The 12,724-nt window shown below is 55.4% G+C and carries 13 protein-coding genes; 6 read left to right on the top strand and 7 right to left on the bottom strand.

Annotated elements, in window-relative coordinates; translation table 11 throughout:
• Positions 1-436: 436 nt before the first annotated feature.
• Both kdgT and fsa read right to left on the bottom strand, forming a co-directional pair.
• A complete protein-coding gene (gene kdgT / locus GEAM_RS09635; RefSeq protein ID WP_034790939.1) occupies positions 437-1,435 on the bottom strand; it encodes a 2-keto-3-deoxygluconate transporter in 999 nt (332 codons plus the stop codon).
• A 322-nt stretch (positions 1,436-1,757) separates the two neighbouring features.
• Positions 1,758-2,423 carry a fructose-6-phosphate aldolase gene (fsa, locus tag GEAM_RS09640; RefSeq protein ID WP_034790941.1) on the bottom strand — a complete coding sequence of 222 codons (666 nt, stop codon included), beginning with the start codon at positions 2,421-2,423 and terminating at the stop codon, positions 1,758-1,760.
• Between the two features lie 153 nt (positions 2,424-2,576).
• On the opposite strand from fsa, the gene GEAM_RS09645 reads away from it, so the two are divergent.
• The 4 genes from GEAM_RS09645 to osmB all read left to right on the top strand — a co-directional run bounded on the left by GEAM_RS09645 (position 2,577) and on the right by osmB (position 7,252).
• Positions 2,577-3,476, top strand: coding sequence for a glycyl-radical enzyme activating protein (locus GEAM_RS09645; protein WP_034790943.1), 900 nt, complete (start codon positions 2,577-2,579; stop codon positions 3,474-3,476).
• A gap of 5 nt (positions 3,477-3,481) precedes the next feature.
• Entirely contained in the window at positions 3,482-5,914 is a 2,433-nt protein-coding gene (locus tag GEAM_RS09650; RefSeq protein ID WP_034790945.1) for a formate C-acetyltransferase/glycerol dehydratase family glycyl radical enzyme, read from the top strand.
• 56 nt (positions 5,915-5,970) lie between these two features.
• Complete coding sequence (locus GEAM_RS09655) at positions 5,971-6,717, top strand: DeoR/GlpR family DNA-binding transcription regulator (protein WP_034790947.1); 747 nt, start codon at positions 5,971-5,973, stop codon at positions 6,715-6,717.
• A 307-nt stretch (positions 6,718-7,024) separates the two neighbouring features.
• Positions 7,025-7,252 carry an osmotically-inducible lipoprotein OsmB gene (gene osmB / locus GEAM_RS09660; RefSeq protein ID WP_034791472.1) on the top strand — a complete coding sequence of 76 codons (228 nt, stop codon included), beginning with the start codon at positions 7,025-7,027 and terminating at the stop codon, positions 7,250-7,252.
• A 234-nt stretch (positions 7,253-7,486) separates the two neighbouring features.
• Here the strand turns inward: osmB and yciH are convergent, their stop codons facing one another.
• Both yciH and pyrF read right to left on the bottom strand, forming a co-directional pair.
• The gene (gene yciH / locus GEAM_RS09665) at positions 7,487-7,816 is read right to left on the bottom strand and encodes a stress response translation initiation inhibitor YciH (protein WP_034790949.1); all 330 of its coding nucleotides are present in this window, start codon (positions 7,814-7,816) and stop codon (positions 7,487-7,489) included.
• Between the two features lie 9 nt (positions 7,817-7,825).
• Positions 7,826-8,554 (bottom strand): orotidine-5'-phosphate decarboxylase, encoded by a 729-nt coding sequence (gene pyrF / locus GEAM_RS09670; RefSeq protein ID WP_034790951.1) that lies wholly within the window; start codon positions 8,552-8,554, stop codon positions 7,826-7,828.
• Between the two features lie 202 nt (positions 8,555-8,756).
• Between pyrF and GEAM_RS09675 the strand changes: the two genes are divergently transcribed.
• On the top strand, positions 8,757-9,038 hold the full coding sequence (locus GEAM_RS09675; protein ID WP_034790953.1) for an Arc family DNA-binding protein: 282 nt from the start codon (positions 8,757-8,759) through the stop codon (positions 9,036-9,038).
• Positions 9,039-9,195: 157 nt separating this feature from the next.
• Here GEAM_RS09675 and lapB read toward each other — a convergent pair whose 3' ends face one another.
• The 3 genes from lapB to pgpB form a co-directional block, all read right to left on the bottom strand.
• Entirely contained in the window at positions 9,196-10,365 is a 1,170-nt protein-coding gene (lapB, locus tag GEAM_RS09680; RefSeq protein WP_034790955.1) for a lipopolysaccharide assembly protein LapB, read from the bottom strand.
• Positions 10,366-10,371: 6 nt separating this feature from the next.
• Complete coding sequence (locus tag GEAM_RS09685; RefSeq protein WP_034790957.1) at positions 10,372-10,683, bottom strand: LapA family protein; 312 nt, start codon at positions 10,681-10,683, stop codon at positions 10,372-10,374.
• Between the two features lie 272 nt (positions 10,684-10,955).
• Positions 10,956-11,726, bottom strand: a complete 771-nt coding sequence (pgpB, locus tag GEAM_RS09690) for a phosphatidylglycerophosphatase B (protein WP_034790959.1) — start codon at positions 11,724-11,726, stop codon at positions 10,956-10,958.
• 376 nt (positions 11,727-12,102) lie between these two features.
• On the opposite strand from pgpB, the gene ribA reads away from it, so the two are divergent.
• Complete coding sequence (gene ribA, locus GEAM_RS09695) at positions 12,103-12,693, top strand: GTP cyclohydrolase II (protein WP_034791473.1); 591 nt, start codon at positions 12,103-12,105, stop codon at positions 12,691-12,693.
• Positions 12,694-12,724: the final 31 nt, after the last annotated feature.

The following is a 12,724-nucleotide window of genomic DNA, read 5'->3' on the forward strand; positions in this document are numbered from 1 at the left end:
TCGGCGTCACTTCTGAACGCGACTTACTGGCATCTATACCGTGCCGTTTCAGTGGATTTTTTTTCTGCTCCTCTCCTGAATAGCAGAGAAGCAAAGCAAAATCACTGAAACGGCACGGCTGAGATGCCTCAAAACCGCAGTCAAAAATGGCGCTGAGCGAACGGTTCGAGACCTATGGCTCGAAGCCTGAAGCGAAGGCACCGCCTAAGCGGCGACATTTTGCGGTGAATAACGGAAGCCCCTGAAACACGTCCATCCAGCGAGCGGAGCGCGCAGTAAAGAGCCGGGGATTCTTAAGGGGCGCGGCGATAGGCGCCCCTTAAGGCCGGTGTGGCGGCAGCGCACGACCTTGACCTTTGGGTCAGTGTGGGCGGCGAGCCCACGGTTTTGAATTTGAATTTGAATTTAAAAAGCGCCCCCGGGCAGCAGCCCCTACTTACTTAATTCTCGCCATTTGGTCATCCAAATTCACTTTCCCCTTGATGGCTTTGTTCTTCACTCTGCGCGACCACATCGCGGTAATAATCGGTACCAGAATCGAGGTCACGATGACTGAGGTGGCGACCAGCGCGGTGGCTGCTGGGGCGGCGGCTTTGAACTGGGGGACCATCTCGGCGATTAACACGGGGGTGGCGACTGCGGCACCAGCGGAGCTGGATGCAGCGATGCCTGCGGTGCCGTCACCGCCGCCGATAAACTTGTCGGCCAGAATCAGTGGGATGCCGGTGACGATAATGACCGCGATACCCAGCGCAATACCCAACAGGCCGGTTTGAGCAATCACCGCCAGATTGATGGTATTACCCAAGGCGAAGGCGAAGAATGGGATCAGCGTCTGCACGGCTTTGCCGAAGAACTCGCGCAGTTCAGGGTCGAGGTTACCCAGCGCGAAGCCAATCAGGAAAGGGAGTACCGCGCCGACGAACACATGAGGCTCGAAAGAGGCGATACCGGCGGTGCCGAGGATGATCATGGTCATCAACGGGCCGGATTCCAGAGACATCAGCACGAACGCGCCCGCCTCTTCTTTGGTGCCGTATTGCTGCATCACCGAGGCGTACAGGCCGCCATTGGTCATATCCATCGACGCCACTAAGGCCAGTGTCGAAAGCCCGGCGAAGAAGCCGAACTCGACGCCGTTCTCCGGAATGAAGTGCGACGCCAGCGCAGCGACCACCCATGCCACGGCGATTTTAGTGACCACCAGCGTGCCGGATTTACGCAGCACGGTGCCGGTGGCGCTCAGCTTGATTGACGCGCCCATACAGAAGAACCATACCGCCAGAATCGGCACGGTGCCGGAAATCAATCCGTTGGTGAATGACCCGAAATATTTACCTGCATCCGGCGCAAAGGTGTGACAAAGCGCACCGAGAAACAGCGGCACCAGCATCATTCCACCGGGAATTTTTTCAATAGCACGTTTGATTTGCATGTTGTTTCCACCTGATCGTTTTGTTCGCTCACGGTGCGGGTTAGCCAGCGCCGGGCGGTGTTGTAGTGAAAGCTGTTGTTATGGTTGTGACGTGCCATTCCGGTTGGCCTGACTGCGCGGTTCTCTCATATGCCCTTTCAATGATCGCTAAGGTATCTATTTCTCGGTTCTATAAAAGTGATCAAACACATATTTTTGAAACGACGTTTCTTTTTTATAGATCAATGGTTTCATTTAAATGTCATGCGGATTTTCAGGCATAAAAAAACCCGCGTCGGGGATGCCGAGGCGGGTTGAAGAGGTCGGTGGGAAGAGTGCGGGGTTAGTCCAGCGTGCTGCGTCCGAAAGCTTGTTGCCAGTCATTGTCGAACTGCATCACGGCGGCAGTCACGGCAGGTGCGGTCAGCAATTGCTCGGCGACGTCGACCGGCAAGGTGATTGACTGGCAGCCCGCCAGCAGGCAGTCCATCGCCTGACGCGGCGTGCGGAAACTGGCGGCCAGCACTTTAGCGCCCGGCGCGTGCAGGCTAAGCAGCTGTTGCAGCTCGGTCACCATCGCGATGCCATCACCGCCCTGCGCATCCAAACGATTAACGTAAGGCGCGACATATTCTGCCCCGGCCAGTGCGGAAAGCAGCCCCTGACCTGCGCCATAGACCGCCGTTCCCAGCGTCGGGATATTCATCAGCTTGAGCTTTTTAATTGCCGCCAAGCCCTCGGCCGTCACCGGGACTTTGACCACCAGGCCAGGCACGCGTTGGGTCATGCTCACGGCTTCGGCGACCATCTGCTCGGCGTCGGAGGCCAGCACCTGCGCAAAGAGTTTGCCGGTTCCGCCCAGCGCGTCACGCAGCGCGGGCAGCACTTCCCACAGCGATTTACGCTCTTTCGCCACAATGCTCGGGTTGGTCGTGACACCCTGCAACGGCAGGATGCGTGAAAGTCGTTTTACCGCGCCAACGTCGGCGGTATCCAGATAAAGCTCCATCACTCTCTCCTTAAACTTGTGAACCAAAACAAAGTATCGATGAGTCTACTCTTTCAAACGCCTATTTTGTTGATCGCAGTCAAAATCACTTTCGAATGAAAGTAGCTTAATTGCGAAAGAAAATAAATAGGCCGTTTTAAGTGGAGTGCCCCGATGATTTTTAACCTTCAACGCTATTCAACCCACGACGGGCCGGGAGTGCGTACCGTGGTGTTCCTGAAAGGCTGCTCGCTGGGCTGCACGTGGTGCCAAAACCCGGAGAGCCGCTCGGCCGAGCCGGACGTTTTGTTTGACCCGCGTTTATGCAGTGAAGGCTGCACCTACTGCGCCAGCGCCTTTCCTCACGCCATAAAGGTTGAAGACGGAAAGTTGGTTATCCGCCGCGAAAATTTCAGCGCCGCCGACCGAGCCGCCATTGAGCACACCTGCCCCGCCGGAGCCTTGAGCCTGTGCGGCGAATCAGTGAGTTTTGACCATTTGATGCAGCAGATCCTACGCGACAAGCCGTTTTACCAGCGCACCGGCGGCGGAGTGACTCTTTCCGGCGGCGAGCCGTTTATGCAGCCGCAGGTGACTCATCGGCTGCTGCAACGCTGCCGCCAAGAGGGGCTGCACACGGCGATTGAAAGCTGCCTGCACGTGCCGTGGAAATACATCGAACCCTCGCTGGACGTGCTGGTTCTGCTGCTGGCCGACTTAAAACACGTGGATGAAACCGCGTTTAAACGCCTGACCGGCGGCTCGGCCAAGCGGGTGCTGGATAATTTCCGCCGACTAGCACATGCCGGGCAATCACTGATTGTTCGCGTGCCGCTGATCCCCGAATTCAACGCCGACCGCGCCTCGGTACGGGCGATTGTCGACTTCGCTGCCGGAGAAACCGGCAGCCGGGAGATCCATTTTCTGCCTTACCACACGCTGGGCATCAATAAATACGCCCTGCTCGACCAACCCTATCTGGCCCCGCGCCAACCGCTGAATGACCCCGATCTGCTGACGTTTGCCCAAGATTACGCCGCCGAAAAGGGGCTGACTGCCCTACTAAGAGGATAATAATAATGACTCAACTGAAGCTGGAACAGCTGTCTGACCGCATCAAAGCACACAAAGAGGCGCTGATTCATATCGTCAAACCGCCGATTTGTACCGAACGCGCACAGCACTATACTCAGGTTTATCAGCAACATGCCGACAAGCCGCTGGCCGTGCGTCGCGCACTGGCGCTGGCCGAGCATCTGCAAAAGCGCACTATCTGGATTAAGCACGACGAGCTGATTGTCGGCAACCAAGCCAGCGAAGTCCGCGCCGCGCCGATTTTCCCCGAGTACACCGTCGGCTGGATTGAAAGTGAAATCGACGCGCTAGGCGACAGGCCGGGAGCCGGTTTCTCGGTCAGCGAAGCCAATAAAGCCATCCTGCACGAACTTTGCCCGTGGTGGCGCGGCCAGACGGTGCAGGACCGCTGCTACGGCATGTTTACCGATGAGCAGAAAGCCCTGCTCGACAGCGGTATCGTCAAAGCTGAAGGCAACATGACCTCCGGCGACGCGCACTTGGCGGTCAATTTCCCCCTGCTGCTCGATCTAGGTCTGGACGGGTTGCGCAATAAAGTGGCGGAGCGCCGCGAGCGTCTGCAACTTACCGACTGGGAAGATCTGCATAAAGAGCAGTTGCTGAAAGCGATTGATATCACGCTGGCGGCGGTGAGCGAGCACATCCTGCGTTTTGCTGTTCTGGCACGGGAAATGGCGGCAACTGAAAGCCGCGAAGCGCGCCGCAGCGAGCTGCTGAGCATGGCTGAAAACTGCGAGCTTATTGCCCACCAGCCGCCGCAGACCTTCTGGCAGGCGTTGCAGTTGTGCTACTTCATCCAGCTGACTCTGCAAATCGAGTCCAACGGCCACTCCGTCTCCTTCGGCCGCCTCGACCAATATCTCTATCCTTATTTTCGCCGCGATGTGGAAGTGGCTGAGTCCCTGAGCCGCGACGCCGCCATCGAGCTGCTGCAAAGCTGCTGGTTGAAGCTGCTGGAGGTCAATAAAATCCGCTCAGGCACTCACTCCAAAGCCTCGGCGGGCAGCCCGCTGTACCAAAATGTCACCATTGGCGGCCAGCAGTGGCGCGACGGCCAGGTCAGTGACGCCGTCAACCCGCTCTCTTACGCCATTTTGGAATCTTGCGGCCAATTGCGCTCCACCCAGCCCAATCTCAGCGTGCGCTATCACGCCGGGATCAGCGATGACTTCCTTGACGCCTGCGTGCAGGTGATCCGCTGCGGCTTCGGCATGCCGGCCTTCAATAATGATGAAATCGTTATTCCTGAGTTCATTAAGCTCGGCGTTGAACCACAGGACGCCTATGACTACGCGGCGATTGGTTGTATCGAAACCGCCGTCGGCGGCAAGTGGGGCTATCGCTGTACCGGCATGAGCTTCATCAACTTCGCCCGCGTGATGCTGGCAGCGCTGGAGCAAGGCAAAGACGCCAAAAGCGGCCGCTGCTTCCTGCCCCAGCAGCGCGGGCTGTCGCTGGGTAACTTCGACAATTTCGAGCAGGCATTCGCCCAGTGGGATGAGCAGATCCGCTACTACACCCGCAAATCGATTGAAGTCGAGTGCGTGGTAGACACGGTGCTGGAAGAAAATGCTCACGACATCTTATGCTCGGCGCTGGTTGATGACTGCATCGAGCGCGGCAAAACCATCAAACAGGGTGGCGCGAAATATGACTGGGTGTCGGGCTTACAGGTGGGGATCGCCAATCTGGGCAACAGTTTGGCGGCAGTGAAAAAGCTGGTGTTCGAACAAGGCCAGATTGGGCAGCAAGAGCTGGCGGCGGCGCTGGCCTCCGACTATGACGGGCTGGACGGCGAACGCCTGCGCCAGCGGCTCATCAACGGCGCGGACAAATACGGCAATGACAGCGACGAGGTGGACGACCTGCTGGTGCGCGCCTATCAGTGCTATATCGACGAGCTGTCGAATTATCACAATACCCGTTTTGGCCGCGGCCCGATTGGCGGCACCTATTATGCGGGCACCTCTTCGATTTCCGCCAACGTGCCTTTTGGCGCCGCCACCACCGCCACGCCGGACGGCCGCAAAGCCTTTACCCCGCTGGCCGAGGGTGCCAGCCCCTCTTCCGGTACTGACCACCTTGGGCCTACAGCGGTGTTCAACTCCCTTGGCAAGCTGCCGACCGAGGCGATCCTCGGCGGCGTGTTGCTCAATCAGAAGTTGAACCCGGCTTCGCTGGAAAACCCTCATGACCGGCAAACCTTAATGCTCATGCTGCGCACTTTCTTTGAAGAGCATCGCGGCTGGCACGTGCAGTACAACATCGTGTCGCGCGAAACCTTGCTGAAAGCCAAAGAGACGCCGCAGAATTACCGGGATTTAGTGGTGCGCGTCGCGGGATATTCGGCATTTTTCACAGCCTTATCACCTGAAGCGCAGGATGATATCATCGCCCGTACCGAGCACTCGCTCTAACCCTTCCCTTACCACAGTGCGGGCAATCAACACCTTGCCCGCCGTTTCGGAATCGCATGAACGACAGACAGCAAATTATTTTGCAATGGGTGAATGATAAACAGCGGGTCAGCGTCAATACGCTGGCGCAGGTGTGTCAGGTGTCGGAAGTGACCATTCGCCATGATCTGACTTTGCTCGAAAGACGCAACTATCTGCGTCGCGAGCACGGGTTTGCCGTGGCGGTGCAGACCGACGATGTCGACCAGCGCATGATGTCCAACTTTGGCCGCAAGCAGAAGCTGGCGCAGTACGCGGCGTCACTGATCCACGAAGGCGAAACGGTGTTTTTCGAAAGTGGCAGCAGCGTCGCGCTGTTGGCGCAATACCTGAGTGATAAGCGCAGCCTGACGGTGGTCACGGTCAGCAGCTATATCGCCACTCTCCTGAAGAGCATGCCGTGCGAAGTGATCCTGCTCGGCGGCATGTATCAAAAAGCCAGCCAGACGCTGGTCGGCCCCTTGACCAAGCTCTGCTTGCAGCAAGTCAACTTCAGCAAAGCCTTTATTGGTATCGACGGCTATACCCCTGAAACCGGCTTCACTGGCCGCGATATGCTGCGCGCCGATATCGTCAACGCCGTGCTGGCGAAAGGCGTCGAAAATATCGTGCTAACCGACTCCAGCAAGTTCGGCCAGATAACCGGCCACTCCCTCGGCCCTATGGGCCTCGTCAGCCGGGTAATCACTGACGATCAGCTGGCCGAGCCTATCAAAGCGCACCTGAGCAGTTCCGGCATCGTGGTGGATTGCATCAGCCAGTGATGAGGTTTTTGTGCTTTGAGCAAAAGACTTTGTAGTGAATTAGGACTATTCACCTAGTGCAAAAATGCCAATTTCATTAGTTTTATTCCACTGGGTCGCTATTGCGCCCGGTGAAACCAGAAATTGAGCAAGTTGAGATAACTGTTCGACCCACTCTCATTATTTTACGTTTTTCGCGGAGGTTTCGCGTTAAACACCCAGGTGATAGCGGCAATATTGCGCTGGTTAATTTTTCAGCGAAATACTGGTTATTACCTATACTTATGAGTGTGTCTGAGAGTTAATCCTTTTAAGGAGAGTTACCATGATGCAATTATCAAGTCTTACCTCTAAACGTATTGCCAGCATTGCTTTAGTGATGACATTGGCAATGTCGGTCACTGCTTGTGGCAACTGGTCTAAACGCGACCGTAACACCGCCATTGGTGCGGGTGCCGGTGCATTGGGTGGTGCAGTTCTGACTGATGGCAGTACCTTAGGGACATTAGGTGGTGCGGCAGTCGGCGGGATCGTAGGTCATCAGGTGAGCAAATAGCAGTTGAGAATGGTTAAAGCAGAATAAAGGATTAAAACAAAAATAGGTTGTTTGCTTTTTTCAGGTCTTTTTCATTGGTCTTCTGGTTAGAAGGCAATCCGGTATTTTCAAGATGCTGCTTTGATGAGAGAGCAGCATCTTGGCAATAACTCTTTTTTATTTTCACTCGGGATAACCATCGGCAAAAAAATTAATTTTTGCCGATTTAAAGCCACGCCTTAAATGCAGCCAATATCAGCCACCGGCTAATTTCACCTTCATGCCTTTGGCTTCCAGCAGTTGTTTGAGTAAATCCCGCTTGTCCCCTTGGATCTCAATCACGCCCTCTTTGACCGAACCGCCGCAGCCACACTTCTTCTTAAGCTCGGCAGCCAGTTTCTCCAGTGTTGCATCGTCAGCATCTACGCCAGTGATCAAACAGACGCCCTTGCCCTTGCGCCCGCTGGTCTGGCGCTGAATGCGCACCACGCCGTCACCTTTCGGGCGTTCGACTTTGGCTTTTGGCTCATCAATGCGGCCTGTCTCGGTGGAGTAAACCAGACGGCTGTTGTCATCATTTTTCATCGGCTGGCCTTATCGCAGTGAAGCGCGGATATCACGCAGGGTCTGAGCAGGATCGGCGGATTGGGTGATCGGACGCCCAATCACCATATAGTCGACGCCCGCCGCCAGTGCTTCGACCGGCGTCATGACGCGGCGTTGGTCATCGGCCTTGCTGCCCGCAGGGCGGATACCCGGCGTCACCAGCTTGAACTCTTGGCCCAGCGCGGCTTTGAAGCGGCTGGCTTCCTGCGCCGAGCACACCACGCCGTCTAAGCCGCAGTCGCGAGTCAGGCGCGCCAGACGCTCGGCGTAGTCCGCCGGAGAGAGTTGAATGCCTAAATCGGCCAAGTCGCTGCCTTCCATGCTGGTCAGCACGGTGACGGCAATCAGCAGCGGCGCGTCGGCACCGAATGAGCTTAACGCCTCTTTGGCGGCGGTCATCATGCGCGTACCGCCACTGGCGTGAACGTTGACCATCCATACGCCGAGGTCGGCCGCAGCGGCCACCGCGTGGGCCGTGGTGTTAGGAATGTCGTGGAATTTCAAATCAAGAAACACGTCAAAGCCGCGAGACTGCAGGTCTTTAACGATTTGCGGGCCGAAGTGAGTAAACATCTCTTTACCCACTTTTAGACGGCAATCGCGCGGGTCGATGCGGTCGGCAAAGGCCAGCGCCGCTGATTTATCAGCGTAGTCGAGAGCAACGACAATGGGAGAGGAGTTTAAGTCATTGTTATGGATATTATTTTCAGACTTCATGTCGTCAACCTCTTGTCAGTTTTTAAGGATATCGGGCTTGGGCAAATTCTTCAGTGGAAAAAGCCGCCCGCATTTTACCTGTCATCTCCCCTAAATCCCAGTCGCGCGTTGTGTTACATTTTTATGAATTATTTGTTACACACTAGACAGCTTAATCTAGCTGACATAGCGTAAAGCTTTAGGCTGAAGGAAATAGAATAAAATGAGCGAGATATCGACCCTGACCATCAAGATACCTGTGGAATTAAAAGAGTTAATTCGTGCCGCAGCGGCTGAATCAGAGCGTTCATTAAGTGCCGAAGTGTGCGAGCGCCTTGAGGAAAGCTTTGCACCGAAGGGGAAAAAGGCCGCCAAAAACCCAGAACATGAAATCGACAGCCAGCACACCAGCGAAAACACCGAACCAGCCCTGACCCAAAAAGAGATCAAAAAACTCCGCACCCTGCTGGTCTCCGTCCGCAAGACCATCAGTAAGAAGAAGTAAGCGAAGTTTTTCTCGCCCCGATCACCGGAAATCCTCTAAGTCATTCGTGTTGGGTCAAGGCGGCAACGATGTGAATCCCCAGGAGCTGACAAAAGTCAGTGACTGGGGTGAGCAGAGGAAGCCAACGCAGAAGCAGCGCGAAGGACGACGAGGATTTTTATTGGCCGTCGAGGCCGCGGATCGGCTTGATGGTCGACCACGCCCGGCAAGACGGACAATGCCAATACAACGAATGCGCAGTAAACCCACACTTATGGCAGCGATAGCGCGGTTTGGTGCGGATCTGCTCGCCGACCATGTCACGCAGTAAGACCAGACTCTCCTTGGCACGCCCCTCTTCTGCATCCGCCAGATGGTAATCCATCAGGTGATGGAACACGCGCATAGTCGGATGGCGCTGAAGCTGGCGGTTGATGTACAACTGCGCCACTTCACGGCCTTCAGCTTGCTGGATGATCTCGGCCAGAATCAGCTCGGCGCTGGCTCCGGTATTTTCATCCACGCAGCGTTTGAGGAATTCGGCCCACGCCTGCTGCTGACCTAGGTGCTGATAGCACTCTTGCAGCATCGGCAAGGTTTCGCTCACCAGCTCTTTATCCTGCTCCAGCACGCGTTTTAAGGCGTCGGCGGCTTTGGCGTACTCGCCCTGAGCCATCAGGATACGGCCCTGCATGATAGAGACGCGGGCGCAGAGTTTGTCAGCCGAGGCGGCTTTCTTCAGCAGGCCAGTGGCTTTATCTAGGTCATCGCTGGACATGGCTTGCAGCGCCAGCTCACACCAGAAATGGGCAATCTCTTTGCGACGATTGTCTTTACCCAGCTTAACCAGACGCTCGGCCACCTCGATGGCGCTTTGCCAGTCGCTGGTCGCCTGATGAATGACCAACAGCTGCTCGAGAGCAAAGAGTTGGTAATCCTGCTCTTTCACCAGCTGGTTGAACATGTCTTCGGCGCGGTCATACAGCCCGGCAGCCATATAGTCACGGCCCAGTTGCTGCACGGCAAGCAGACGTTGTTCGAAGGTCAGCGAGGCGCTCTCCATCAATGACTGATGGATGCGGATGGCGCGGTCAACTTCACCACGCGAACGGAACAGGTTGCCCAACGTTAAGTGAGCCTCGACGGTACTGCTGTCCTCTTTAAGCATTTCGAGGAACAGGTCGACGGCTTTATCTTGTTGGTTGGACAGCAAAAAGTTAACGCCCGCCACGTACTCACGCGACAGGCGGTTAGCATTTTCCTGTTTATCCTGCTGAGAACTTCTGCGCCCCATGTACCAGCCATAGGCGGCCGCAACGGGCAACAACAGAAACAGCAGCTCTAACATAAAGGATTATTCCTTACTGATAGCAGTAGGCGTGACAGTGGGAACAACCACTGGCTCAGGCTCGATCTGCTGTTCCAGGCGCTTGATTTTGCGCTGAGCGCGGCCCAGTGACAGGCGAACGCGCAGATAGAACAGACCACAGATCACCCAACCCAGCACGAAGCCAGTCGCAAATAGTACAGCCAGCAGCGTGGAGACACGGTAGTCGCCCTGCGCCAGCAGATAATTGAAGGTTACAACCTGATCGTTGTGCGCGCCGAGGGTGATGGAAATCACCAACACGACCAGCACAACTAAAAATATCAGCAAATATTTCACATTCAGTCCTGTAATGCCGGATGTACCGGATGAATTATGCCAAAAATACGCGTCCTAACCTAATAAGTTAGCATTTCCAAACAAAGCAGGGAAATGCTCAGAAGGGATAAACCCTACTTAGGATAAACTTCAGACAAAAGCGTGGCATAACTCCCTATTTAGCTTATCGCCCACGCAGTTTCGCGGGCGTGATAGATAATATATGGGGACGCCAATCCCCGGTTAAAAGGGTAAACGGCGAGTTGATGCTCCGCGCCGCCTACCCTGACGGGCTATTTTGCCTCGTCGGCCTCGCGCTCGGCTATCTCGCGCTGCTCTGCCGGAGGCGGCTTGAGTGGCCCGATAAACCTTTCGGTCAGCCAACAGGCGATGATCACCAGCACCGCGCTGATGGCGGTAGACGCCATCAGGTCACGCGGCCAGTGCATGCCGAGCACCAGACGGCTGCCCATAACAATCACCGCCCACGCCATCATAAAGGTCACGGTTTTGAAGTGACGACGCGGCCAGAGAATGCCCAGCGCCAAGAGTGCCCAAGTCGCGGCGAACATGGTGTGGCCAGACGGGAAGGCGTAGCCGGTGTCACTCTGCCAGCTCTTTTTCAGCCATTTTGGCAGGTCGCTGTCATCACCCAGCAAGGCTTTCACCTCTTTTCCCCGCTCCTTGCCTTTCATGGCGTAGAACTCCAGCACGTCCATCTCATGAGAAGTGCCCAGCCATGCCACATAAGGGCGCGGCTCCTTGACCTCTGCCTTGATGAAATCCTTCACATATTGGCCGATAACAATAGAAGCGCAGAGGATGACCACCAGCACCACCGCCGCCTTGAGCCGAAAACGCAGGCACCAGAGGAACCAAGCGCAGAGCACGATAGTGGTGAGAATGCCCCAAGGCTCACTCACGGTTTCAGTTACCCAGAACAGCGGGCGCAAAATGTCCGGGTTCATGCCCGGCGTCCATAACCATCCCGAAGCCCACACGACGGCGGGCATGGCTAATAGAATCACTGTGCCTAGCAAGACACGTCTGACGATGTGATACATAAGCATCCTTAAACAGCCAAAGAATCGCAGTGTAACAATCTTGTTACTGCTTAACATCTAATTAGAAATTCTGCTTTTGCTGCGACCGTTAATTCATATCTTATGACGTAATCATTCAAATATTCGCGCTAAGCGCCGCTGCGATTTGTGGCAGAATATTCATAGGATTGTTGCAATCTCTGCTGTCGCCGAGATTTTTTCTGGTCAATCCGCGCATTGGAACGTAGCATGCGCAACAATAAATAAAATACTGAACGTTAATAAACACTCTATCACCCTCACCTGCGACCCCGCGCTAAGATTGCGATGAAATGACGCAACCGAAAGGCAGCTAACGCAGCCCCAGCGTGAAGGATGAAGAGTATTGGAGTATAAAATGCAGCTGAAACGTGTGGCAGAAGCCAAATTACCTACCCCATGGGGTGATTTCCTGATGGTGGGTTTCGAAGAACTGGCGACCGGTCACGACCATCTGGCACTGGTTTTTGGTGATATTACTGGCGACGCGCCGGTACTGGCTCGCGTTCATTCCGAATGCCTGACGGGAGACGCGCTGTTCAGCCTGCGCTGTGATTGTGGTTTCCAACTCGAAGCCGCGCTAAATCATATCGCCGAAGAGGGGCGTGGCATTCTGATGTATCACCGTCAGGAAGGCCGTAACATCGGTTTGCTGAATAAAATCCGCGCCTACGCCTTGCAAGATAAAGGCTACGACACCGTAGAAGCCAACCACCAGCTCGGCTTTGCCGCCGACGAGCGTGACTTCACCCTGTGTGCCGATATGTTCAAGCTGCTGGGCGTCCCTGCCGTTCGCCTGTTGACCAACAACCCGAAAAAGGTCGAAATCCTGACCGAAGCCGGGATCAACATCGTCGAGCGCGTGCCGCTGATCGTCGGCAAGAACCCGAAAAATGAACACTATCTGGCAACCAAAGCCGCCAAGATGGGCCATCTGTTAGAGAAGTAATCTTGGTTTAGGTTGAATGCAAAAAAAGCCC

Source organism: Ewingella americana ATCC 33852 (assembly GCF_000735345.1).
GTDB classification, from domain to species: Bacteria; Pseudomonadota; Gammaproteobacteria; order Enterobacterales; family Enterobacteriaceae; genus Ewingella; species Ewingella americana.

Coding starts and splice junctions, on each gene's coding strand:
- kdgT (WP_034790939.1), bottom strand. CDS start 1,435: ATGCAAATCAAACGTGCTATTGAAAAAATTCCCGGTGGAATGATGCTG.
- fsa (WP_034790941.1), bottom strand. CDS start 2,423: ATGGAGCTTTATCTGGATACCGCCGACGTTGGCGCGGTAAAACGACTT.
- GEAM_RS09645 (WP_034790943.1), top strand. CDS start 2,577: ATGATTTTTAACCTTCAACGCTATTCAACCCACGACGGGCCGGGAGTG.
- GEAM_RS09650 (WP_034790945.1), top strand. CDS start 3,482: ATGACTCAACTGAAGCTGGAACAGCTGTCTGACCGCATCAAAGCACAC.
- GEAM_RS09655 (WP_034790947.1), top strand. CDS start 5,971: ATGAACGACAGACAGCAAATTATTTTGCAATGGGTGAATGATAAACAG.
- osmB (WP_034791472.1), top strand. CDS start 7,025: ATGCAATTATCAAGTCTTACCTCTAAACGTATTGCCAGCATTGCTTTA.
- yciH (WP_034790949.1), bottom strand. CDS start 7,816: ATGAAAAATGATGACAACAGCCGTCTGGTTTACTCCACCGAGACAGGC.
- pyrF (WP_034790951.1), bottom strand. CDS start 8,554: ATGAAGTCTGAAAATAATATCCATAACAATGACTTAAACTCCTCTCCC.
- GEAM_RS09675 (WP_034790953.1), top strand. CDS start 8,757: ATGAGCGAGATATCGACCCTGACCATCAAGATACCTGTGGAATTAAAA.
- lapB (WP_034790955.1), bottom strand. CDS start 10,365: ATGTTAGAGCTGCTGTTTCTGTTGTTGCCCGTTGCGGCCGCCTATGGC.
- pgpB (WP_034790959.1), bottom strand. CDS start 11,726: ATGTATCACATCGTCAGACGTGTCTTGCTAGGCACAGTGATTCTATTA.
- ribA (WP_034791473.1), top strand. CDS start 12,103: ATGCAGCTGAAACGTGTGGCAGAAGCCAAATTACCTACCCCATGGGGT.